The organism is Streptomyces sp. DS1-CR2, assembly GCF_055760475.1.
Genome location: NZ_CM147085.1, coordinates 5,061,050 through 5,084,117, shown reverse-complemented (window position 1 = coordinate 5,084,117; position 23,068 = coordinate 5,061,050). Strand labels below are relative to the sequence as shown.

Genomic DNA, 23,068 nt, shown 5'->3' with positions numbered 1-23,068 from the left:
TTCGTTGCCTGTAGGAAGGGGGCAAAACCGTACACTCTCCTCTACGATCCGCGCCCCCGAGACCAAAACCGCCCCCGATCCTAGGCGACTTTCCGGACCACTTGGACTGCTCAGTCAGTGACGGTCGCTACTCGCGCGCGGGCCACCGGCACATCAGCCCGTCAGGGCACGCCGAAGTCGATCTTCGTTCACCTTCCAGAAGTCATGCTGTGCTCCGTCCACGAGCACCACGGGGATCTGCTCCCAGTACAAGCGGTACAGCTCCTCGTCCTGGTTGATGTCCTTCTTCTCCCAGGACGCACCGAGCTCGCCGCACACCTTCTCGATCACCTCCTGCGCGTCGTCACACAGATGGCAGCCGGGCTTCCCGATCAGGGTGACCAGACGCTCCTCGGGGATCTTCTTCTCGCTCCGGCGAAAAATGGGGCTCATACCGGCCATTCTCGCTCCGCCGGCGCCTCCTGGCGCACCTCTCCCGCCAGTTGTTTAACGACTCGGTCGCGGAGAGTTCACAGCGCCGAATCCTCACGACTCCGGAACCACCGAACAGACTGGCTATGCTCACGACATGGCCGCTCTCGGATGGCTCACACCCCGTAGGCGCTCCGCCACCGCGCGGAGCGTATTGGCTGGCGAGGCCTCGGCCGAGGCCGCCCGCAAGTCGTCGCAGGAGCTGGAACAGCTCAGCGAGGCGACACAGCCCGATGAAGGCACCCCGGAAACGGAGTTCCCTGTCGTCGGCGACGACAAGGCCGCCGCCTTCTTCGACCTCGACAACACCGTCATGCAGGGCGCCGCGATCTTCCACTTCGGCCGCGGCCTCTACAAACGGAAGTTCTTCCAGCGCCGCGAGCTGGTCAAGTTCGGCTGGCAGCAGGCCTGGTTCAGGATCGCCGGGGTCGAGGACCCCGAGCACATGCAGGACGCACGCGACAGCGCGCTGTCCATCGTCAAGGGCCACCGCGTCGCCGAGCTGATGTCCATCGGCGAGGAGATCTACGACGAGTACATGGCCGAGCGCATCTGGCCCGGCACCCGCGCCCTCGCCCAGGCCCACCTGGACGCGGGCCAGAAGGTGTGGCTCGTCACCGCCGCCCCCGTGGAGACCGCGACGATCATCGCCCGCCGGCTCGGCCTGACCGGCGCCCTCGGCACGGTCGCCGAGTCCGTCGGCGGCGTCTACACGGGCAAGCTCGTCGGCGAACCCCTGCACGGCCCCGCGAAGGCCGAGGCCGTCCGCGCCCTCGCCGCCGCCGAGGGCCTCGACCTGGGCCGCTGCGCCGCGTACAGCGACTCGCACAACGACATCCCGATGCTGTCGCTCGTAGGACATCCGTACGCGATCAATCCGGACACCAAACTGCGCAAGCACGCACGCGAACGTGACTGGCGGCTGCGCGACTACCGCACGGGCCGCAAGGCCGCGAAGGTCGGCATCCCGGCCGCGGCGGGAGTCGGCGCACTGGCCGGCGGCACGGCCGCCGCGGTGGCCCTGCACCGCCGTCGCCGCTGACCCGCGGCACTCCCGGGCGCGAGCGCCAATCGCATCCCCTTACCCCCGCACGGCTCCCGCCAGTCCCGTTGGTTCAACTCGGCCACAACACGCCCCGCGCTCAGACGGAACATGACCTAATCCGATCAACAAGCGGTCACTCTTCGGCACTCGAACCGACTCCGTTCAGTTACGGAAGCGACGTAATCGGTGATTTGAGCAACTGGGTGTAGCGCTCCCTGCACGAAGCGTTATTCTCCTCAGACGCAAACCGGTACCCACACGTCAACACGACGAGTGAACGGTCCCGCACTGCACGTGATGGAAGCTCTGCCTCTGGGAGTCCCGTGTACCCACACGTCGGGGTTGACGCCTCGGGCCTGGCTACGCTGCGCGCAACGGTCTCCGACCGCTTGCGCGGCTTCGTCCCCACCGCGTACGCCGTCCCCGCCCTCGCCGTCGCGGCACCCGCCGCGAACGGCCCTACCGGTCCTTGCTATGCCCTGGCTGACGGGAGCACCACGGTCGGAAGACGAGCCCGATCCGGTTCCGCCGGTACGTCCACCGCACGCCGCCCCGCCGCGGACAGCGACAGCGCCCGCATGATGGAACTCGTCGAGCGCGCCCAGGCGGGCGAGGCAGACGCGTTCGGCCGTCTCTACGACCAGTACAGCGACACCGTCTACCGCTACATCTACTACCGCGTCGGCGGGAAGGCGACGGCCGAGGATCTCACCAGCGAGACCTTCCTGCGGGCCCTGCGCCGCATCGGCACCTTCACCTGGCAGGGGCGCGACTTCGGCGCCTGGCTGGTCACGATCGCGCGGAACCTGGTCGCCGACCACTTCAAGTCGAGCCGTTTCCGCCTCGAAGTGACCACCGGCGAAATGCTCGACGCGAACGAGGTCGAGCGCAGCCCAGAGGACTCCGTCCTCGAATCCCTGTCGAACGCGGCCCTGCTCGACGCGGTGCACCGGCTCAACCCCCAGCAGCAGGAGTGCGTGACCCTGCGCTTCCTGCAGGGCCTCTCGGTCGCCGAGACCGCCAAGGTCATGGGCAAGAACGAGGGCGCGATCAAGACCCTCCAGTACCGCGCCGTACGTACGCTGGCGCGCCTGCTCCCGGACGACGCCCGTTAGCGACCGGTGGGGCCCACCCCACCCGCCGCGTCGTTCCGTAGCCGTCAACTCACCTTCTGTGAGGGGCAGATGGGATCGCGGTCCGATCATCCGCCGTCCGTAACCCAAGTGCCGCGTCGCTCGTTATGCGGGATGCAGGCTCCCTGTGGTCACTCCCCGACTACTTCCACTCACTCGATCGTGTGGAAGTACTCAGGGTGTGCAACCCTCAGGACCCCCTGGGGAGTCGACCGTCATGACGAGAGGAGGTGCCGCCAGTGATCGCGAACGTATCGGCACACCGGCGGGCGAACGCCTTCGCCCAGGCCCTGGAGGAGCAGTCCGACCGGGAAGCGGCGGCCGTACAGCAGGAAGAGCCCCCCGCCGAACAAGGCGAGCAGGGCAAGCTGTTGGCGCTGGTGACCGGACTGGACGAACTTCCCAAGCCTGAGCTTGACCCCGAGGTCAAGGTGGTTCAACGAGCCCAGCTCGTGGCCGCCATGGAGGCCATGTTGCTCGAGGGCACGGCTGCGGGGGGTGCGGGGCCAGGCCCTTCCGTGCCCGAGCAGCGCGCGCGCAAGGGCGCTCACCGGGCGAGCCCACTGCGGAAGTTGCGACCCCGCTCACGCCTGTCCAAAGGCATCGCGGCCGGCGGCCTCACCGTCGGTGTCGCCGCGGGAGCCTTCGGCGGTGTCGCCGCTGCCAGCTCCGACGCCCTCCCCGGTGACCATCTCTACGGACTGAAACGCGGGATGGAGGACCTGAAACTCGGCATGGCCGACGGCGACTCCGACCGCGGCCGGATCTATCTCGACCAGGCCTCCACCCGCCTCAGCGAAGCGCGCCGGCTCATGGAGCGCGGCCGCAGCGGACAGCTCGACCACGAATCCCTCGGCGAAGTCAGGCGCACGCTCTCCGGCGTCCAGTACGACGCCTCCGAGGGCCACCGCCTGCTCTTCGAGGCCTACCGCAGGGACGGCTCGCTCGGCCCCATCCAGGCCCTGTCGTCGTTCAGCCGGTCCCACCGTGAGAACTGGGACGCGCTGCGCGACCGCCTGCCTGTGCAGCTCGGCGACGTGGGCGCGCAGGTCAGCTCGGTCTTCGACGCCATAGACCAAGAGGTCGACCCGCTGCGGTCCCTGCTCCCGCAGGCCCCCGAGCAGGACGGCCGCAGCGGCGGACAGCCCGGCGTGCACGACCGGACGCCCGGCTCCTCCGGCGAGGACCGCTCCACCCCAACGGCCGGCGGAGCGCCGGGCGCCCACCAGGACAGCTCGGGCAAACCCCGGCCGTCCTCCTCCGGCACCCACGACGACGGCCTCCTCGGCGACACCGCCGGCGGTCTCCTCGGCCCGCCCGAGGACGACACCAGCCCCACCCCGTCCGAAGGCAAACACACCACCCCGAAGCCCGACGTCACGCTCCCGCCCCTCCTCCCAGGCCTGCTGCCCGGCCTGGGAATCGACAGCGAGGACGCGAACTAGCCACTTCGTCACGTGTTACGTGAAGGGGGCGGCCACCGGATCTGGTGGCCGCCCCCTTCACGTATGTCCTTGGCGGAACGCTCACTGGACATCAGCCGGCGTCAGAAGAACACCGACCTCCGCTGCACCAGCAGCTTGGCCCCTCCCGACTGCCGCCCTCGCACCGCTCCGCGGGCTTCGGAGGTCTGCGCCGCACTCCGCCCGTCGGCCCGGACACCAGCCGACGTCAGAAGAACACCGACCTCCGCTGCACCAGCAGCTTGTACAGCGTGTGCTGGATCTGCTCTCGCACCTGGTCCGTCAGGTTGAACATCAGCATCGGGTCCTCGGCCGCCTCCGGCGGGAAGCCGTCCGTCGGGATCGGCTCGCCGAACTGGATCGTCCACTTCGTCGGCAGCGGCACCGCACCCAACGGCCCGAGCCACGGAAACGTCGGCGTGATCGGGAAGTACGGGAAGCCAAGGAGCCGCGCCAGCGTTTTCGCGTTGCCGATCATCGGATAGATCTCCTCCGCCCCGACGATCGAGCACGGCACGATCGGCGTCCCGGCGCGCAACGCCGTCGAGACGAACCCGCCACGCCCGAACCGCTGGAGCTTGTACCGCTCGCTGAACGGCTTGCCGATGCCCTTGAACCCCTCCGGCATCACCCCGACCAGCTCGCCCTGCTCCAGGAGCCGCTGCGCGTCCTCCGCACAGGCCAGCGTGTGGCCGGCCTTGCGCGCCAGCTCGTTGACCACCGGCAGCATGAACACCAGGTCCGCGGCCAGGAGCCGCAGATGCCGGTTCTGCGGATGGTTGTCGTGCACGGCGACCTGCATCATCACGCCGTCCAGCGGCAGCGTCCCCGAGTGATTGGCGACGATCAGCGCACCGCCGTCCGCCGGGATGTTCTCGATGCCCTTGACCTCGACCCGGAAGTACTTCTCGTACAGGGGCCGCACCAGGGACATCAGGACCTGGTCGGTGAGTTCCTTGTCGTAGCCGAACTCGTCGACGTCGTAATCGCCCGTCAGGCGCCGCCGCAGGAACGCGAGGCCGCCCGCGATGCGCCGGTCCAGGCCACCGCCGGCCTGCGGCCGCTCCCGCGGCTCCGGCTCCCGCGCGGCGGCGCGCGGTGTCGGCTCGTGGTCCTGCTGCTCGGGCAGCGGCGCGACCCCGCGTACGGCCGCGGGCTCGCCCTTGCGCCGGCCGCTCGCGCCACGGCGGCGCGGAACCACCTTGCCGGCGCCGGTGCGCGAGCGGTCGTCGTCGAACGGAATGACCTTGGCATCCGCCATCGTTGATGCGCTCCTCAGCTGGCGCTCTGCGTCGGGGGGTGACCGCCGCCCAGGAAGGGCAGCGAGGCGAGCCGGTCGACGGCCCCCGCGAGGGCCTCCGGCGGCAGGAGTCCGGGCCCGCGGCCACGGACGAACTCCGCGAAGGTCTCCGCCGTCGTGTACTCGGGCCGATAGCCCAGTGTCTCGCGCATCTGGGCCGTCGACACGACCCGCCCGTGCGTGAGCAGCCTGATCTGCTCGGGCGAGAAGTCCGTCGCGCCCAGCGTACGCAGGGCCGATCCCACCCAGGTCACGGCCGGCAGGAACACCGGCACCGTCGGCCGCCCGAGCCGGCGCGAGCACTGCGACAGGAGCAGCACGCCGTCACCCGCGACATTGAACGTGCCGCTGTTGAGCGTCCCCCGCGCCGGCTCGTGCGACGCGATCCGCAGCACCTCGATGACATCGTCCTCGTGCACGAACTGCAGCCGCGGGTCATAGCCGAGGACGGTCGGCAGGACCGGCAGCGAAAAGTACTCGGCGAGCGGCGAATCGGCGGCGGGACCGAGGATGTTCGCGAACCGCAGCACGCACACCGCGACATCGGGCCGGCGCCGGGCGAACCCGCGCACATACCCCTCGACCTCCACGGTGTCCTTGGCGAAGCCGCCGCTGGGCAGCGACTTGGGCGGCGTCGTCTCGGTGAACACGGCCGGGTCGCGCGGCGCGGACCCGTACACGTTCGTACTGGACTTCACCACGAGCCGCTTGACCGCCGGCGCCTTCTGGCAGGCGCCGAGCAGCTGCATCGTGCCGATGACGTTGGTCTCCTTGACGGAGCCCCGGCCGCCGCTGGCCAGCGGGGTACCCGTGACATCCAGGTGGACGACCGTGTCGACCGAGTGCTCCGCGAGCAGCCGGGCGATCGCGGGCTGCCTTATGTCCGCCTGGAGGAACTCGGCACCCCCCAGATGATGCGCGGGCGCCACCGCGTCCACGCCGATCACCCGGTCCACCTCGGGATCACGCTGTATGCGTCGTACGAAACGGCCCCCGAGCTGCCGGGCCACCCCGGTCACGAGCACGACCTTGCCCAAGATCAGCGCCTACCTTCCGTCGCAGCCCTGCCGCGCCCCAGTTCCGCACCGCCCGGCTCTCGCCGCCACGTTAGCGGTTCGATGTTGCGCTGTGATGACCGCGCGATGCAGGAAGTGACGACAGCCACAGACGTACGTACAGACCGAGGTCGCCGGGACGTGGCCCTACGTTCCCACACGAGCCCACGAAAGCGGCGCCATAAGGGCCGTGGAACGACTGTGGCCCCTCCACCGGACGGTGGAGGGGCCACAGAGCGCGCTTGATGCAGCGGTCGCTTACTTCTTGTTGCGACGCTGCACGCGGGTGCGCTTCAGCAGCTTGCGGTGCTTCTTCTTGGCCATCCGCTTACGCCGCTTCTTGATAACAGAGCCCACGACTACCCTCGCTCACTTCTCTTCACTCGGTGCGGGGCGTCTGGGCCCACACGACCTACGTCGGCCTAGCCTACCCGGCCCAGCGCTGAGCCTGTAATCGAGGGATCCCGGAGGATGCCGTCAGGCTGTCTCCACCCCCACGTAGGACTCGCGGAGGTACTCGTGAACCGCTTGTTCCGGGACTCGGAAAGACCGTCCGACCCGGATCGCGGGCAGATGACCACTGTGCACCAGCCGGTACACGGTCATCTTCGAGACTCGCATCACCGAGGCGACTTCCGCCACGGTCAGGAACTGCACCTCGTTCAGAGGCCTACTCTCACCAGCAGCCATGACACACCTGAACCTTCCGCACTCGACGGCCACCGGCTTCCCCTTCCGGTGACTCAACGTCGTTGCGTGCTCACTCCCCAGAGTAGGGGCGTGTGGTGCGAGTGGGGAAGAGGAGCAGCGGATGGCCGCCTACTGTGACAGACACGCTCGATTGAGTACATAGCGAGTAAGCGGTCGGTAGTAATCAGACCGCACAGCGTCATCAAGCGGAACGACTACGGACACCTGCCCCTCAGCCTCCCCCACGAACAACGCGGGATCATCCGTATCCGCGAGTCCGATCGCATCGAACCCCAACTGACCTGCACCGCAGACCCATCCATGGTCACCCACGACCAGTTCCGGCAGCAGCCCGCCGGCCTGCGCCGCGGCCTCGAGCGCCGTGCGAACCGGGAGGGGTGAGTGGGTATGTGCGCCGGTCTCACTCCCCGGCTCACGCGCGCCGGGTTCCCGCACCAGCGCGACCCCACGGACGTAGTCGAGGTCGTACGTACGTAGACCGAACCGGGTCGTTATGTCGACACTCTCACCCTGCGCGGGGGTGAGGACGGGACATCCCGCCGCCGACAGGGCGTCCGCCAACGCGGCGTAGAAACCGAGGAGTCGATGCGGGTGACCCGTCCCGAAAAGCACCGGGACGCGACCCCACGCAGCCTCACCGAGCCGCTTCGCGAACGCGTCGAGCGCCGCCAGCGTCCGCTCCGGGTCGATCACGTCGCACCCCGAGGTCTCCCCCGGATCGCTCGACACCCCGCACTTGTCGGCCATCAGGGCGAGCAGATCCCGCTGACCCCAGCTCCACTCGGGGTCCAGGCCCAGAAGTATCCGGGGATCCCTCGCCGCGAAGAGCCGATAGCTGCGCAGACTCACCTCACGGGAGGTCGCCACGGGCCCGGCCAGATGGGCGGCCAGCAGATGCGCACGCAGCGCTCCGGTGCTCAACACCCATGTGATGCTGGCGCATTGAGGTCCCTGCCACCCCTAAAACGCCGAAAACACCCCACACTTGGCGTAACGCCCCGTACTCTCACCGGCCGCCCGCCACCACGCTGCTACGGCAACAGCCCCCGCAGCGGGAACACCGAACGCCGCGTCGCCAGAACCGCCTGGTCGAGCCGGTCCGCCGGGTCGTACCCCAACTCCCACTCCTTGTACGAGACCGGCCACCGCCCGTCCGTCATCCGCGTCGGAGCCAACTGCCGTGTCCTGGCGAACGCTTCCTGCCGCCAGCTCTCCGGAATCACCGTCTCGGGCGCCACCTCGTGCCCCGCGGCGATCCCCACCAGGTGCGACCAGGACCGCGGCACCACATCCACCACCGCGTACCCGCCACCGCCCAGCGCGACCCAACGCCCATCCGCATGCTCGTGCGCCCACTCATGGCAGGCGACCTGAACGGCCCGCTGCGCGTCGAGCGACACCGCCAGATGCGCCAGCGGGTCCTCGAAATGCGTATCGGCCCCGTGCTGTGTCACCAGCACCTGCGGCCTGAACTCCGCCAGCAGCTCAGGCACGACGGCATGAAAAGCCCGCAGCCACCCCGCGTCCCCGGTCCCCGCCGGCAGCGCCACATTGACCGCCGACCCCTCCGCCGGGCCGTCGGCCCCCGTCTCCTCCGGCCACCCGGTCTGCGGAAACAGAGTCCGCGGATGCTCGTGCAGCGAAATGGTGAGCACCCGCGGGTCCTCCCAGAACGCCGCCTGCACACCGTCCCCGTGATGCACGTCCACATCCACGTACGCGACCCGCTCGGCGCCCAGCTCAAGGAGACGAGCGACGGCCAGTGCCGCGTCGTTGTAGATGCAGAACCCGGCAGCACCCCCGGGCATCGCATGGTGCAGCCCGCCCGCGAAGTTCACCGCATGCAGCGCCTCACCCCGCCAGACGGCCTCCGCCGCGCCCACGGACTGCCCTGCGATCAGCGCCGACACATCGTGCATACCGGCGAAGGCCGGATCGTCGACCGTCCCCAGCCCATAGGTACCGTCCGCCGAAGCCGGATCGGCGGACGCGGCCTTGACCGCCTCCACATAGTCCTCGCGGTGCACGAGCCGCAGCGTCGACTCACCCGCCCGCTTGGCGGCGACGACGTCCACCTCACGGTCGAGCCCAAGAGCCCCGACGAGACTTCTCGTCAGGGCCAGCCGGACCGGATCCATCGGGTGATCCGGGCCGAAGTCATAGCCCGTTACTGCCTCGTCCCACATCAGCTGTGCGCGGCCGCTCATGCCCGTCACCGTATCGGTCCGCTGCAGGGGCGAAAGAACGGGCGTACACGAGTGTCACGAGCACCAACACCATGGGAACGAGCATCGCCCCCCGGTAGTTCCACGCATCGCCCAGAGCGCCCACAAGGGGCGAACCGATCAGAAATCCCACATAGTTGAAGACATTCAGCCGCGCGATCGCCGAATCCGAAGCGTTCGGACCGTAGTTCTCAAAAGCGTGCCTGCCCGCAGCGGCGAACGTCTGCGGCACGATCACACACAACCCGAGCCCCAGCAGCGTGAACCCGAGCATCCCCACCCAGGGCCCCGGCGCCACCGCCACGACCGCGAACCCGAGCGCCGCCACCACGGCCCCGAACCGCACCACCACGACCGCTCCGAACCGCCGCACCCCAAGATCCCCGAGCGCCCGCCCCACCAGCGTCATCACCATGTAGACGTTGTACGGAACCGTCGACAGCTGCTCCGAACTCCCCAGCACGTCCTGGAGGTACTTCGCGCTCCAGTTGGAGACCGTCGAGTCCCCGATGTACGCGAACGTCATCACCAGGCACAGCGGCAACAGCAGCTTGAACACCACCGGGCCACTCGCGGCTCCCTGCGCGCCCGCACCGGCGCCGCTGTCCCCGTCGACGTACCAGTGACTCCCCACGAACGCCGCCGGCAACAGCAGCACCACCACCGGCAGATACGACACGAACAGCGACAGGTCCCCGTGCGCCCCCACCCACGCGAGCGACGCCCCCACGATCCCGCCCAGGCTGTACGCCGCGTGAAACCCGAGCATGATGCTGCGCCCGTACGCCCTCTGCAGGCTCACCCCGAGCATGTTCATGGACGCGTCAAGCGCACCCACCGCGAGCCCGAACGCCCCCAGCGCCAGGGCCGCTTGCCACAGCGAGTCCCCCGCCCCGACCCCGAGCAGCGCCAGCAGCACGACCGGCTGCGACCACCGCAGAACCCGGCTGGGCCGCACCCGCTTGACCAGCTTCTCGGTACACACGCTCCCGACCCCGGCCAGGATCGGCACCGCCGCGAGAAAGACGGGCAACAGCCCATCTGATATGCCGTACTGATCCTGAATCGCCGGTATTCGAGTCACCAGGAGCGCGAAGGCGGCACCCTGCACAAAGAAACTGAACGCCAGCGAACCTCTGCCACGCCGCAGCACTTCTGTCATGGCCGCACAGCGTATGCCCCGGATCTACCGGTGGGTAGATGGATCTCGATGCATCTCGAACGAAAGTTCCCGGCCGCCGTCATCGGGCGACCGGGAAGAGGGCGTGAGCTACGGAGGGGCGTCAGGCGACGCGCTCCACCTGACCCCGGTGCCTCACCAGCTCCTCCTCGACCATGCGCTCCATCGGCACCACAGCCAGACGCCCACCGACCCGGAAGGCAAGGACCAGGGCGCCCGCCATGATCACATTTCCGAGCCAGACCATCGTGTCGACCGGCAACGTGTACGCCCCCACGATCCGCACCACGCACTCGGTGACCAGCGCCAGACCCCACACCGCCGTGAACATCCGCTCGGCCCGCACGAAGCGACCCGGCCCCGCTGACAGCCGCTCCCAGGCCGCAGTCCGCTCGGCATCCCCCTTCGTCACGAAGGGCTTGAGCGCGGACGTGAGGAGCGGCTTGCCGGCCACGACCGACACCAGCATCGAAATGCCCACGACACTGCTGATCCCGCTGTCCTTGGCCAGCATCAGCCGAGGGTCACCCGTCACCGTGCTCAGCAGCAGCCCCACCATGTTCACGACGAGGATGACCCCGGCCAGCACATTGAGCCGCCGCTCCCGCAGCACCCCCCACACGGTCCGCAGCGCCGGCAGCACACTGCTCCACCCCAGAGCGGCCAGCGTGCTCATGCCGAACCCCTTGCTCAGCACGTAGTACGAGGCCATCGGCACGACCACGTCCACGACGAGCGGCCTGAGGCTTCCCAGGAGGGCCGCACGGTCGCTCTGCGAGGCGGCAGCCGCCTCAGCGGACTTGACCGGTGTCTGTGCAACGAGCTGGCTCATGATCGGGTTCCCTCCGTCGTCACTGCGTACGTCCCGTTCTCGATGTACTCAGCTTCGTGGAGGACCTCCACCGCCCAACAGAAACGATCGTCCGGAGCTCGCGGTGACAAATGTCAGGGCGGACCGTACGGAGATGTCACATCAGCAGGTCAGGCAACTCCCGCATGTCACCGAACAGTTCGGTGACCGCGTTCAGGCGGCTCGCGGGCGTCATGGCCGTGAACCCGTACACATCCATCCCGGCAGCCACCGCGGCCTGAACGCCGAGCGGACTGTCCTCCACGACCACGCACCTCTCCGGCGCCACACCCATGCACTGGGCCGCGTGCAGGAAAAGATCCGGCGCCGGCTTGCCGCGCCCTACGTCCTGCGAACTGAAGATCCGCCCGTCATCGAACCACTTGTCGAGCCCGGTCTTACGATGCCCGACGCGAATCCGCTCGTGACTCCCGGAGGAGCCCACGCAGTACGGCACTCCGTCGGCGGCCAGCTTCTCCAGAACCTCGATGGCTCCGGGCACCGGCTCCAGCTCCCGCTCAAAAGCGGCAAAGACTCGCCCGTGAAATACATCGTCGAAGTCCTCGGGCAGCCGCTGACCGGTCCGCTCTTCCACAAGATCATGTACGCGGTGCATGGCAGCGCCCATGTAGTCCCTGAGGGACTCCTCGTACGAGGTGGGGTGCCCGAGTTCAGTGAGATAGCCGGCGAGAAGCTTGTTGGAGATCGGCTCGCTGTCGACGAGAACTCCGTCATTGTCAAAGATGACCAGGTCGTATCGCATAGCTCGACCCTAAACGCAGAAAACCCCCGTAACAGGATTCTCATCCGTTACGGGGGTTTTCTTCAAAAATAGTTCGGCGGCGTCCTACTCTCCCACAGGGTCCCCCCTGCAGTACCATCGGCGCTGTGAGGCTTAGCTTCCGGGTTCGGAATGTAACCGGGCGTTTCCCTCACGCTATGACCACCGAAACACTATGAAACTGTCAACCGCACCGTACGTGACCATGTACGGGGTTGTTCGTGGTTTCAGAACCAACACAGTGGACGCGAGCAACTGAGGACAAGCCCTCGGCCTATTAGTACCAGTCACCTCCACCCGTTACCGGGCTTCCAGATCTGGCCTATCAACCCAGTCGTCTACTGGGAGCCTTAACCCCTCAAAGGGGGTGGGAGTCCTCATCTCGAAGCAGGCTTCCCGCTTAGATGCTTTCAGCGGTTATCCTTTCCGAACGTAGCCAACCAGCCATGCCCTTGGCAGGACAACTGGCACACCAGAGGTTCGTCCGTCCCGGTCCTCTCGTACTAGGGACAGCCCTTCTCAAGACTCCTACGCGCACAGCGGATAGGGACCGAACTGTCTCACGACGTTCTAAACCCAGCTCGCGTACCGCTTTAATGGGCGAACAGCCCAACCCTTGGGACCGACTCCAGCCCCAGGATGCGACGAGCCGACATCGAGGTGCCAAACCATCCCGTCGATATGGACTCTTGGGGAAGATCAGCCTGTTATCCCCGGGGTACCTTTTATCCGTTGAGCGACGGCGCTTCCACAAGCCACCGCCGGATCACTAGTCCCGACTTTCGTCCCTGCTCGACCCGTCGGTCTCACAGTCAAGCTCCCTTGTGCACTTACACTCAACACCTGATTACCAACCAGGCTGAGGGAACCTTTGGGCGCCTCCGTTACTCTTTAGGAGGCAACCGCCCCAGTTAAACTACCCATCAGACACTGTCCCTGATCCGGATCACGGACCCAGGTTAGACATCCAGCACGACCAGAGTGGTATTTCAACGACGACTCCCCCTGAACTGGCGTCCAGAGTTCACAGTCTCCCACCTATCCTACACAAGCCGAACCGAACACCAATATCAAACTGTAGTAAAGGTCCCGGGGTCTTTCCGTCCTGCTGCGCGAAACGAGCATCTTTACTCGTAGTGCAATTTCACCGGGCCTATGGTTGAGACAGTCGAGAAGTCGTTACGCCATTCGTGCAGGTCGGAACTTACCCGACAAGGAATTTCGCTACCTTAGGATGGTTATAGTTACCACCGCCGTTTACTGGCGCTTAAGTTCTCAGCTTCGCACACCCGAAAGTGCACTAACCGGTCCCCTTAACGTTCCAGCACCGGGCAGGCGTCAGTCCGTATACATCGCCTTACGGCTTCGCACGGACCTGTGTTTTTAGTAAACAGTCGCTTCTCGCTGGTCTCTGCGGCCACCCCCAGCTCATGAAGTAAATCCAATCACCGGTGATGGCCCCCCTTCTCCCGAAGTTACGGGGGCATTTTGCCGAGTTCCTTAACCATAGTTCACCCGAACGCCTCGGTATTCTCTACCTGACCACCTGAGTCGGTTTAGGGTACGGGCCGCCATGAAACTCGCTAGAGGCTTTTCTCGACAGCATAGGATCATCCACTTCACCACAATCGGCTCGGCATCAGGTCTCAGCCTTAATGTGTGACGGATTTACCTGCCACACGGCCTACACCCTTACCCCGGGACAACCACCGCCCGGGCTGGACTACCTTCCTGCGTCACCCCATCACTCACCTACTACAAGTCTGGTCCGTCGGCTCCACCACTTTCCTTTCCCCGAAGGGTCCGGAACGGCTTCACGGACTTAGCATCGCCTGATTCAATGTTTGACGCTTCACAGCGGGTACCGGAATATCAACCGGTTATCCATCGACTACGCCTGTCGGCCTCGCCTTAGGTCCCGACTTACCCTGGGCAGATCAGCTTGACCCAGGAACCCTTAGTCAATCGGCGCACACGTTTCTCACGTGTGTATCGCTACTCATGCCTGCATTCTCACTCGTGAACCGTCCACAACTCGCTTCCGCGGCTGCTTCACCCGGCACACGACGCTCCCCTACCCATCCCAGCAGGCGTTGGCCCTATAGCTGGAATGACACGACTTCGGCGGTACGCTTGAGCCCCGCTACATTGTCGGCGCGGAATCACTAGACCAGTGAGCTATTACGCACTCTTTCAAGGGTGGCTGCTTCTAAGCCAACCTCCTGGTTGTCTGTGCGACTCCACATCCTTTCCCACTTAGCGTACGCTTAGGGGCCTTAGTCGATGCTCTGGGCTGTTTCCCTCTCGACCATGGAGCTTATCCCCCACAGTCTCACTGCCGCGCTCTCACTTACCGGCATTCGGAGTTTGGCTAAGGTCAGTAACCCGGTAGGGCCCATCGCCTATCCAGTGCTCTACCTCCGGCAAGAAACACACGACGCTGCACCTAAATGCATTTCGGGGAGAACCAGCTATCACGGAGTTTGATTGGCCTTTCACCCCTAACCACAGGTCATCCCCCAGGTTTTCAACCCTGGTGGGTTCGGTCCTCCACGAAGTCTTACCTCCGCTTCAACCTGCCCATGGCTAGATCACTCCGCTTCGGGTCTTGAGCGCGCTACTAAACCGCCCTATTCGGACTCGCTTTCGCTACGGCTTCCCCACACGGGTTAACCTCGCAACGCACCGCAAACTCGCAGGCTCATTCTTCAAAAGGCACGCAGTCACGACTGCATGTGCAAGCACATACAGCGACGCTCCCACGGCTTGTAGGCACACGGTTTCAGGTACTATTTCACTCCGCTCCCGCGGTACTTTTCACCATTCCCTCACGGTACTATCCGCTATCGGTCACCAGGGAATATTTAGGCTTAGCGGGTGGTCCCGCCAGATTCACACGGGATTTCTCGGGCCCCGTGCTACTTGGGTGTCTCTCAAACGAGCCGCTGATGTTTCGACTACGGGGGTCTTACCCTCTACGCCGGACCTTTCGCATGTCCTTCGCCTACATCAACGGTTTCTGACTCGTCTCACAGCCGGCAGACTATGAAAGAGAGATCCCACAACCCCACATGCGCAACCCCTGCCGGGTATCACACGCATATGGTTTGGCCTCATCCAGTTTCGCTCGCCACTACTCCCGGAATCACGGTTGTTTTCTCTTCCTGCGGGTACTGAGATGTTTCACTTCCCCGCGTTCCCTCCACACTGCCTATGTGTTCAGCAGCGGGTGACAGCCCATGACGACTGCCGGGTTTCCCCATTCGGAAACCCCCGGATCAAAGCCTGGTTGACGACTCCCCGGGGACTATCGTGGCCTCCCACGTCCTTCATCGGTTCCTGGTGCCAAGGCATCCACCGTGCGCCCTTAAAAACTTGGCCACAGATGCTCGCGTCCACTGTGCAGTTCTCAAACAACGACCAACCACCCGTCACAACCCACCGAAGCAGATCTTTACCGGGGCCGGCACTGAAGGCGACCGTCTCGGCCGTACCTTCAGACACCCAACAGCGTGCCCGACACCCTTCCCGCTCCCCTCAACGTTCCACGCCCCGAAGGGGCAGTACTTGCAGGAGAAGACGATCAAGTGTGCCGAATAGTCAACGTTCCACCCTTGAGCAACCACCGCCGGACGTTTGCCGACGAAATGGCTCTTGGACCACCAGGTGAAACCCGGCAGCCAAAGTGCTCCTTAGAAAGGAGGTGATCCAGCCGCACCTTCCGGTACGGCTACCTTGTTACGACTTCGTCCCAATCGCCAGTCCCACCTTCGACAGCTCCCTCCCCACAAGGGGGTTGGGCCACCGGCTTCGGGTGTTACCGACTTTCGTGACGTGACGGGCGGTGTGTACAAGGCCCGGGAACGTATTCACCGCAGCAATGCTGATCTGCGATTACTAGCAACTCCGACTTCATGGGGTCGAGTTGCAGACCCCAATCCGAACTGAGACAGGCTTTTTGAGATTCGCTCCGCCTCGCGGCATCGCAGCTCATTGTACCTGCCATTGTAGCACGTGTGCAGCCCAAGACATAAGGGGCATGATGACTTGACGTCGTCCCCACCTTCCTCCGAGTTGACCCCGGCAGTCTCCTGTGAGTCCCCATCACCCCGAAGGGCATGCTGGCAACACAGAACAAGGGTTGCGCTCGTTGCGGGACTTAACCCAACATCTCACGACACGAGCTGACGACAGCCATGCACCACCTGTATACCGACCACAAGGGGGGCACCATCTCTGATGCTTTCCGGTATATGTCAAGCCTTGGTAAGGTTCTTCGCGTTGCGTCGAATTAAGCCACATGCTCCGCTGCTTGTGCGGGCCCCCGTCAATTCCTTTGAGTTTTAGCCTTGCGGCCGTACTCCCCAGGCGGGGAACTTAATGCGTTAGCTGCGGCACCGACGACGTGGAATGTCGCCAACACCTAGTTCCCACCGTTTACGGCGTGGACTACCAGGGTATCTAATCCTGTTCGCTCCCCACGCTTTCGCTCCTCAGCGTCAGTAATGGCCCAGAGATCCGCCTTCGCCACCGGTGTTCCTCCTGATATCTGCGCATTTCACCGCTACACCAGGAATTCCGATCTCCCCTACCACACTCTAGCCTGCCCGTATCGACTGCAGACCCGGGGTTAAGCCCCGGGCTTTCACAACCGACGTGACAAGCCGCCTACGAGCTCTTTACGCCCAATAATTCCGGACAACGCTTGCGCCCTACGTATTACCGCGGCTGCTGGCACGTAGTTAGCCGGCGCTTCTTCTGCAGGTACCGTCACTTTCGCTTCTTCCCTGCTGAAAGAGGTTTACAACCCGAAGGCCGTCATCCCTCACGCGGCGTCGCTGCATCAGGCTTTCGCCCATTGTGCAATATTCCCCACTGCTGCCTCCCGTAGGAGTCTGGGCCGTGTCTCAGTCCCAGTGTGGCCGGTCGCCCTCTCAGGCCGGCTACCCGTCGTCGCCTTGGTGAGCTTCTACCTCACCAACAAGCTGATAGGCCGCGGGCTCATCCTGCACCGCCGGAGCTTTCAACCCCCTCCCATGCGAGAGGGGGTGTCATCCGGTATTAGACCCCGTTTCCAGGGCTTGTCCCAGAGTGCAGGGCAGATTGCCCACGTGTTACTCACCCGTTCGCCACTAATCCACCCCGAAGGGCTTCATCGTTCGACTTGCATGTGTTAAGCACGCCGCCAGCGTTCGTCCTGAGCCAGGATCAAACTCTCCGTGAATGTTTTCCCGTAATCGGGACCACACCACGAGAGCGGAACCGCCGGGAGGAATAATCCCCACGATTCACTGCGTCCTCGCTAGTGTTGCCCCACCCCGGTGTCGGAGTGAGGACTTTTTCAAAGGAACCTCCAACCCACCAAAGATGGGCCGGGGTTGTCAATCTGGCGTTGACTTTTGGCACGCTGTTGAGTTCTCAAGGAACGGACGCTTCCTTTGTACTCACCCGAGAGACTCTCTCAGGCTTTCCTCCGGGCAGTTTCCCTTCGGTCTTGCGTTTCCGACTCTATCAGACTCTTTCGTGTCCGATTTCCTCGGTGCCTTTCAGGTTTCCGCTCCGGCCTTTCGGCTTCCGCGTTTCCCTTTCCGGCGGTTCCGACTCTATCAGATCCTTTCGGGCCTGATTCCCAGTCAGAAGGGCTTGTCTTCCCGGCTGTTGGGCCGTTCCGACGAGTGAGACTTTAGCGGAGTCCTGCCTCCCGAGCTAATCGGGGGCGTTCCTTCGAACGCGGATTCCTCATTTCGCAAAGACGCATGAAAACAAGCCGTGGCGCATCTCAGAGAGACACGACATCGATCGTTGAATGGTTCTTGCGGAATGGCCACCCGGGGACCGGTCAGGGACCGGAGCTCACGTCGGGCAACTCGGAGAACACTACGTACCGGGCCCAGGTGTGTCAACTTCACGCCTGTGACGGCTACTCTTGGGCTCGTGACTACGCATGCGCACACCCAGCAGTGGTGGGCCGCCTGACGGCGGCCGGCACAAGCATGCACCCAACGGCCGCCGCTTCGGCGGCCGTTCTTGTATCTCCCTCCTGGAGACCACGGAGCCCGGCAGCCGGGTAGCGGCGGTCCTCACCAGGAGGTGGAGTGATGACGCGAATCTTCAGCGGGGTCAAGCCGACCGGGCATCTGACGCTGGGGAACTATCTGGGCGCCGTACGGCAGTGGGCAGAAGTCGATCAGCACAGAGCTGACGCGCTGTTCAGCGTCGTCGATCTGCACGCGCTGACCGTGGACCACGATCCCGGGCGAGTGCACCGGCTCAGTAAGCAGGCGGCGACGCTGCTTCTTGCCTCGGGGCTCGATCCCGAGGTGTGCACCGTGTTCGTACAGAGTCATGTGGACGAGCACGCTCGGCTGTCGTATCTCCTTGAGTGCGTCGCCACGGATGGCGAGATGCGGCGGATGATCCAGTACAAGGAGAAGTCCGTGCGCGAGCGGGAGCGGGGCGGGAGTGTTCGGCTGTCGCTGCTCACGTACCCCGTGCTGATGGCGGCGGACATCCTCGCCTATGGGGCGGACGAGGTTCCTGTGGGTGATGACCAGACGCAGCACGTCGAGCTCTCCCGGGATCTCGCGGTGCGGTTCAACCACCGGTACGGGCACACCTTCGTGGTGCCGCGGGCGACGCCGCCCTCTGTCGCGGCGCGGGTCATGGATCTGCAGGACCCGACTTCCAAGATGGGGAAGTCGCACGACAACGTCGCCGGGATCGTCTATCTCCTCGACGAGCCGGACGTCGTGCGGAAGAAGATCCTGCGGGCGGTGACAGACAGCGGCGCGGAGGTCGAGTACGACCGCCAGGCCAAGCCCGGGGTGTCGAATCTACTGGAGATTCTGGCCGCTTGTGAGGGTGGGAACCCGGAGGGCCTGAGCGGTGTATATGAGTCGTATGGCGCGCTGAAGAAGGCGACCGCGGAGGCCGTGGTGGAGCTTCTGGCGCCCCTGCAGAAGAGGCACAAGGAACTGGTTGCGGATACCGCGTATGTAGAGGAGGTGTTGCGGCGGGGTGCTGAGCGGGCGAGGGCGATGGCTAAGCCGACCGTGGACGCCGCCTATCGGGCGATCGGACTGCTTCCCTCTGCCTAAGCATCCCTATATAGGGGATATAGGGACGTCCTGAGGAGGGCCGTTCTTAGGAGGCGGTTCTTCGGAGGGATGTTCTTAGGAGTGGGTGACGGGCCGCTGGGCGAATGAGGCCCGGTAGGAACGTGGGCTGGTGGCGAGGCGCGATGCGAAGTGCTGACGCATCGTGACCTCGCTGCCAAAGCCCGCGCGGCGTGCGACTTCGGGCATAGGGAGGTCGGTGCGTTCGAGCAGTTTCTGCGCTGCCGCCATGCGCTGATCCAGGAGCCACCGCAGCGGGGTGGTGCCGGTCGCTGCGGTGAAGTGACGGGCGAAGGAGCGCGGGGACATGCCGGCGCGGGCGGCGAGGCCGGCGACGGTGAGCGGTTCCTGGAGGTGCTGGAGTGCGTATGCGCGTACGGAGGTGAGCGCATCGGCGTCGCGGTCGGCTCGTGGCGTGGGGTGCTCGATGAACTGGGCCTGCGTTCCGGTGCGGAAGGGGGCCGTGACCATCGATCGGGCGATGGTGGCGGCGGTCTCCGCGCCGTGGGTCCTGCGGACGAGGTGCAGGCAGAGATCGATGCCGGCTGCTGTGCCTGCGGCGGTCCAGATGTTGTCGTCCTCGATGAAGAGGGCGTCGGGTTCGACGGTGACTAGGGGGTGATGGGCGCGGAGCAGGTCGACGAGGTTCCAGTGGGTGATCGCACGGCGGCCGTCCAGTAGGCCGGCTTGGGCGAGTGTGAAGGCGCCGCCGCAGAGGGCGGCGATGGTGACGCCGCGGGCGTGGGCGCGGCGCAGGGACTCGAGGACCGGTTCGGGCGCGGGGGTGAGGTGGTCATCGAGGCCGGGGACGACGAGCAGATCGGTGGCGGGCGCGAGGCGTGTCAGCCAGGTGAGGGTGCGATCGGGGGTGAGGGTGAGTCCGCCTCGCATGGGGACGGGCGTGCGGTCTTCGGCGATGCGGCGCAGGTCGAAGGCAGGGACGCCGCGGTCGGTGCGGTCGGTGCCCCAGACCTCGGTGATGACGGAGACGTCGAAGGCCCGGATGCCGGGAAAGGCGAGGAGGGCGATGCGCTGGGTGGGGTGCGGGGGTGAGTGCGGGTCTGCGTGCGGCACGGTGGCAGTAAACCATCGATCGCTGTCTTCTGTACCTCTGGGGCGGGCGCGCTCCGGGCGGGAACATCGTGGGCATGGAGATCGCAGAGAACGCAGCGCTGATCGTGGTGGACGTGCAGAAGGGGTTCGAGGAGGAGGGGTTCTGGGGGCCGCGGAACAACCGTGGGGCTGACGAGAACATCGCGTCGCTGATCGACGCGTGGCAGTCGACAGGGCGGCCGGTCGTCTTCGTGCGGCATGACTCGTCGAAGCCGGAGTCACCGTTGCGGCCGGGGTATGCCGGGAACGGCTTCAAGGAGTACGTGGAGGAGCGGCGTGGGAAGGGGGACGGGGCGGAGCTCCTGGTGACGAAGTCCGTGAACTCGGCGTTCTACGGGACGCCGGACCTGGACGCGTGGCTCAGGGCGGCCGGCATCAGGCAGTTCGTGGTGGCCGGGATCCAGACCAACATGTGCGCGGAGACAACGGCGCGGATGGGCGGGAATCTGGGTTACGAGGTGCTGTTCGCGCTGGACGCGACGTACACCTTCGACTTGGAGGGCCCGTTCGGCTGGCGCCGCACAGCGGAGGAGCTGGCTCAGGCCTCGGCGGTCACACTCCACGGGGGCGGCTTCGCCCGGGTGGTCACGACGACGGAGGTCGTGGCTTGGGCGGGGGTGCTTCGCGTGTGAGGGTCGGGCGCCGGTGCCTCAGGCGTGACGGGTCAGGGGCCGGTGCCTCGGCGGTGACGAATCAGGGGCCGGCGCCTCGGCCGCGACAGGTCAGGGGCGGGTGAGGGATCCGTGCCGGTGAGGATCGGTGCCGGGTGGCGTGGTGCCGGCCGGGGGGCGCCGTCGCACCGGTGCGGGTCGTTGCCGTGACGGTGTGGCCCATCGCGGTGCCCGTGTGATTCGCGGAGCCAGTGGTTCGCGGGAGCGAGGGGCGCGGGGCTGGTACTGCGAGTCTCTCCACTGGGGTTGCACCGCTGCGCCCTTCGCCAGACGGCGCCCCAACGAAGCCCGATCAGCAGTCAAGAGTGGTTCAGCCGGAACCAGATCCCCGGCCTCGAGCCCAGCCGGCGGATTCTGCCCGCACGCGCGCTCCACACGTCGTCCGGCATCGGCCACGATCCCGCCCGGCCCGCACCACCCTCCGGAGGCGACCGGCTCACCCGGTGTCCGCGCGCTCCACGCGACGCCCGCACTGTCGCTGCGCAGCGCCCACGGACGCGTACAGGGAGCGGTGTCCGCACGCGGGGGCGTCCCGTCGGCACCGGAGTCCTCGTTGCCGGGACCGGAGTACGGACCCTGTGCACACCGCTCTGCATCGACCCGCCCGTCAATGGGCAGCCTGCCTGCCCGCTTGCCTGCCTTCTGCGCCTGCCCGCGTGCTGCGCCTGCCCGCTTCTCCGGATTCGGTGAGATCCATGCCGGGGGGCCGGAGTTCGAGGTGGGCGAGGGGGACGGGGTGAAGTGGCGCGAGGTCGTCGGACCGGCGCTCCTCGGGAGACCGGCGACCTGCAGGTGCGGCCGGCCGGGATCCCCGTGATCGGCAACTTCTACCCGCAAGGGAAGGGCAAGGAGTTCCGCGACGCGCTGCTCCGGCACATCGAGGGGCGGGACCCGTCGCAGCCGATGTTCATCGCCGCCACGATCAACGCCTGGGACTGGACCCCGAGCGATATCGCGGACCTCGCCGCACTGCTGGAGGACTCCTTCGAGGTCGTCCGCGGTGACGCGTTCTTCTCACTGATGGTCCGCAGCGCCGTGTGAGGGCTGCTGTCGCATCGCCCGTCTTTCTCACGACGCCGCCCGCGCAAGCACTCGGGCGCGGGCGGCGGTGGAGGGCGTACGCCGGTGGGTCAGCTGTTGCCGGAGGCCAGTTCTCGGCTGCGGTCCCGGGCGGCTTCCAGGGCGGCGATCATGGCCGCGCGGACTCCGTGGTTCTCGAGTTCGCGGATGGCGTTGATCGTGGTGCCGGCGGGGGAGGTGACGTTTTCGCGGAGCTTGACAGGGTGCTCGCCGCTGTCGCGGAGCATCGTCGCGGCGCCGATCGCGGACTGGACGATCAGGTCGTGGGCCTTGTCGCGGGGCAGGCCGAGCAGGATTCCCGCGTCGGTCATGGCCTCGACCAGGTAGAAGAAGTACGCCGGGCCCGAGCCGGACAGGGCGGTGCAGGCGTCCTGCTGGGACTCGGGGACGCGGAGCGTCTTGCCCACGGCGCCGAAGATCTCCTCGGCGTGGGCGAGGTGGGCGGCCGTGGCGTGGGAGCCGGCGGAGATGACGGACATGGCCTCGTCGACGAGGGCGGGCGTGTTCGTCATGACGCGCACGACGGGGGTGCCTTCGGGCAGGCGCTCCTCGAAGAAGGTGGTGGGGATGCCCGCCGCGCCGCTGATGATCAGGCGGTCGGCGGGGAGGTGCGGGGCGAGTTCCGTGAGGAGCGTGCCCATGTCCTGGGGCTTGACCGTGAGGATCAGGGTGTCGGCCTGCTTGGCGGCTTCCGCGTTGGTGACGGGGGTGACGCCGTAGCGGGTGCGGAGCTCTTCGGCGCGTTCCGGGCGGCGGGCCGTGACCAGGAGGTTGGCCGGGGCCCAGCCCGCTCGGATCATTCCGCTGAGCAGGGCCTCGCCGATCTTTCCGGTGCCGAGGACTGCGACGTGCTGCTGGGGCATGGAGGCCACCCT

General features: G+C 66.0%; 18 protein-coding genes and 3 rRNA genes. 6 read left to right on the top strand and 15 right to left on the bottom strand.

The genetic code is table 11. From position 1 onward, the window contains the following. Window positions 1–153 precede the first annotated feature (153 nt). Window positions 154–441 carry a glutaredoxin family protein gene (locus tag ACY0PA_RS24415; RefSeq protein WP_329571475.1) on the bottom strand — a complete coding sequence of 96 codons (288 nt, stop codon included), beginning with the start codon at window positions 439–441 and terminating at the stop codon, window positions 154–156. A 127-nt stretch (window positions 442–568) separates the two neighbouring features. On the opposite strand from ACY0PA_RS24415, the gene ACY0PA_RS24410 reads away from it, so the two are divergent. The 3 genes from ACY0PA_RS24410 to ACY0PA_RS24400 all read left to right on the top strand — a co-directional run bounded on the left by ACY0PA_RS24410 (window position 569) and on the right by ACY0PA_RS24400 (window position 4,094). After that, window positions 569–1,513 carry an HAD family hydrolase gene (locus ACY0PA_RS24410; protein ID WP_473079816.1) on the top strand — a complete coding sequence of 315 codons (945 nt, stop codon included), beginning with the start codon at window positions 569–571 and terminating at the stop codon, window positions 1,511–1,513. 326 nt (window positions 1,514–1,839) lie between these two features. After that, the gene (locus ACY0PA_RS24405; RefSeq protein ID WP_473079815.1) at window positions 1,840–2,631 is read left to right on the top strand and encodes an ECF subfamily RNA polymerase sigma factor, BldN family; all 792 of its coding nucleotides are present in this window, start codon (window positions 1,840–1,842) and stop codon (window positions 2,629–2,631) included. Window positions 2,632–2,888: 257 nt separating this feature from the next. Then, window positions 2,889–4,094 carry a DUF5667 domain-containing protein gene (locus ACY0PA_RS24400; RefSeq protein ID WP_473079814.1) on the top strand — a complete coding sequence of 402 codons (1,206 nt, stop codon included), beginning with the start codon at window positions 2,889–2,891 and terminating at the stop codon, window positions 4,092–4,094. A gap of 226 nt (window positions 4,095–4,320) precedes the next feature. On the opposite strand, the gene ACY0PA_RS24395 is transcribed toward ACY0PA_RS24400, so the two are convergent. The 12 genes from ACY0PA_RS24395 to ACY0PA_RS24340 form a co-directional block, all read right to left on the bottom strand. Beyond that, the gene (locus tag ACY0PA_RS24395; RefSeq protein WP_473079813.1) at window positions 4,321–5,373 is read right to left on the bottom strand and encodes a lysophospholipid acyltransferase family protein; all 1,053 of its coding nucleotides are present in this window, start codon (window positions 5,371–5,373) and stop codon (window positions 4,321–4,323) included. A gap of 14 nt (window positions 5,374–5,387) precedes the next feature. After that, entirely contained in the window at window positions 5,388–6,449 is a 1,062-nt protein-coding gene (locus ACY0PA_RS24390; RefSeq protein WP_329571480.1) for an NAD-dependent epimerase/dehydratase family protein, read from the bottom strand. Between the two features lie 276 nt (window positions 6,450–6,725). Beyond that, window positions 6,726–6,824 carry a 30S ribosomal protein bS22 gene (locus ACY0PA_RS24385; protein WP_003948845.1) on the bottom strand — a complete coding sequence of 33 codons (99 nt, stop codon included), beginning with the start codon at window positions 6,822–6,824 and terminating at the stop codon, window positions 6,726–6,728. A 120-nt stretch (window positions 6,825–6,944) separates the two neighbouring features. Continuing rightward, entirely contained in the window at window positions 6,945–7,157 is a 213-nt protein-coding gene (locus ACY0PA_RS24380; protein ID WP_159032723.1) for a helix-turn-helix domain-containing protein, read from the bottom strand. Between the two features lie 129 nt (window positions 7,158–7,286). Beyond that, window positions 7,287–8,102: a phosphatase gene (locus ACY0PA_RS24375; RefSeq protein ID WP_473079812.1), complete on the bottom strand. Its 816-nt coding sequence runs from the start codon at window positions 8,100–8,102 to the stop codon at window positions 7,287–7,289. Window positions 8,103–8,209: 107 nt separating this feature from the next. Continuing rightward, window positions 8,210–9,385, bottom strand: a complete 1,176-nt coding sequence (locus tag ACY0PA_RS24370; RefSeq protein ID WP_473079811.1) for an acetoin utilization protein AcuC — start codon at window positions 9,383–9,385, stop codon at window positions 8,210–8,212. Continuing rightward, entirely contained in the window at window positions 9,336–10,565 is a 1,230-nt protein-coding gene (locus ACY0PA_RS24365) for an MFS transporter (protein ID WP_473079810.1), read from the bottom strand. The genes ACY0PA_RS24370 and ACY0PA_RS24365 overlap by 50 nt, the downstream gene beginning before the upstream one ends. Window positions 10,566–10,686: 121 nt before the next feature. Then, entirely contained in the window at window positions 10,687–11,415 is a 729-nt protein-coding gene (locus ACY0PA_RS24360) for a VC0807 family protein (protein ID WP_473079809.1), read from the bottom strand. A 136-nt stretch (window positions 11,416–11,551) separates the two neighbouring features. Further along, window positions 11,552–12,196 (bottom strand): HAD family hydrolase, encoded by a 645-nt coding sequence (locus ACY0PA_RS24355; protein ID WP_473079808.1) that lies wholly within the window; start codon window positions 12,194–12,196, stop codon window positions 11,552–11,554. A gap of 71 nt (window positions 12,197–12,267) precedes the next feature. Beyond that, window positions 12,268–12,384 (bottom strand): 5S ribosomal RNA (rrf, locus tag ACY0PA_RS24350). An 87-nt stretch (window positions 12,385–12,471) separates the two neighbouring features. Beyond that, window positions 12,472–15,595 (bottom strand): 23S ribosomal RNA (locus ACY0PA_RS24345). Between the two features lie 315 nt (window positions 15,596–15,910). After that, window positions 15,911–17,438 (bottom strand): 16S ribosomal RNA (locus ACY0PA_RS24340). The 16S, 23S and 5S rRNA genes sit together here, the layout of an rRNA operon. Window positions 17,439–18,312: 874 nt before the next feature. Here ACY0PA_RS24340 and trpS point away from each other — a divergent pair. After that, window positions 18,313–19,311: a tryptophan--tRNA ligase gene (gene trpS / locus ACY0PA_RS24335; protein ID WP_473079807.1), complete on the top strand. Its 999-nt coding sequence runs from the start codon at window positions 18,313–18,315 to the stop codon at window positions 19,309–19,311. Window positions 19,312–19,386: 75 nt separating this feature from the next. On the opposite strand, the gene ACY0PA_RS24330 is transcribed toward trpS, so the two are convergent. Further along, on the bottom strand, window positions 19,387–20,403 hold the full coding sequence (locus ACY0PA_RS24330; RefSeq protein WP_473079806.1) for a GlxA family transcriptional regulator: 1,017 nt from the start codon (window positions 20,401–20,403) through the stop codon (window positions 19,387–19,389). A gap of 74 nt (window positions 20,404–20,477) precedes the next feature. Here ACY0PA_RS24330 and ACY0PA_RS24325 point away from each other — a divergent pair, with 74 nt between their 5' ends. After that, a complete protein-coding gene (locus ACY0PA_RS24325; RefSeq protein ID WP_473079805.1) occupies window positions 20,478–21,074 on the top strand; it encodes a cysteine hydrolase family protein in 597 nt (198 codons plus the stop codon). 780 nt (window positions 21,075–21,854) lie between these two features. Continuing rightward, window positions 21,855–22,154 (top strand): hypothetical protein, encoded by a 300-nt coding sequence (locus tag ACY0PA_RS24320; protein ID WP_473079804.1) that lies wholly within the window; start codon window positions 21,855–21,857, stop codon window positions 22,152–22,154. Between the two features lie 89 nt (window positions 22,155–22,243). On the opposite strand, the gene proC is transcribed toward ACY0PA_RS24320, so the two are convergent. Next, window positions 22,244–23,056, bottom strand: coding sequence for a pyrroline-5-carboxylate reductase (gene proC / locus ACY0PA_RS24315; protein WP_473079803.1), 813 nt, complete (start codon window positions 23,054–23,056; stop codon window positions 22,244–22,246). Between the last annotated feature and the right edge of the window lie 12 nt (window positions 23,057–23,068).

Coding starts and splice junctions, on each gene's coding strand:
- ACY0PA_RS24360 (WP_473079809.1), bottom strand. CDS start 11,415: ATGAGCCAGCTCGTTGCACAGACACCGGTCAAGTCCGCTGAGGCGGCT.
- ACY0PA_RS24365 (WP_473079810.1), bottom strand. CDS start 10,565: ATGACAGAAGTGCTGCGGCGTGGCAGAGGTTCGCTGGCGTTCAGTTTC.
- ACY0PA_RS24410 (WP_473079816.1), top strand. CDS start 569: ATGGCCGCTCTCGGATGGCTCACACCCCGTAGGCGCTCCGCCACCGCG.
- ACY0PA_RS24415 (WP_329571475.1), bottom strand. CDS start 441: ATGGCCGGTATGAGCCCCATTTTTCGCCGGAGCGAGAAGAAGATCCCC.
- ACY0PA_RS24325 (WP_473079805.1), top strand. CDS start 20,478: ATGGAGATCGCAGAGAACGCAGCGCTGATCGTGGTGGACGTGCAGAAG.
- ACY0PA_RS24355 (WP_473079808.1), bottom strand. CDS start 12,196: ATGCGATACGACCTGGTCATCTTTGACAATGACGGAGTTCTCGTCGAC.
- ACY0PA_RS24395 (WP_473079813.1), bottom strand. CDS start 5,373: ATGGCGGATGCCAAGGTCATTCCGTTCGACGACGACCGCTCGCGCACC.
- trpS (WP_473079807.1), top strand. CDS start 18,313: ATGACGCGAATCTTCAGCGGGGTCAAGCCGACCGGGCATCTGACGCTG.
- proC (WP_473079803.1), bottom strand. CDS start 23,056: ATGCCCCAGCAGCACGTCGCAGTCCTCGGCACCGGAAAGATCGGCGAG.
- ACY0PA_RS24370 (WP_473079811.1), bottom strand. CDS start 9,385: ATGAGCGGCCGCGCACAGCTGATGTGGGACGAGGCAGTAACGGGCTAT.
- ACY0PA_RS24380 (WP_159032723.1), bottom strand. CDS start 7,157: ATGGCTGCTGGTGAGAGTAGGCCTCTGAACGAGGTGCAGTTCCTGACC.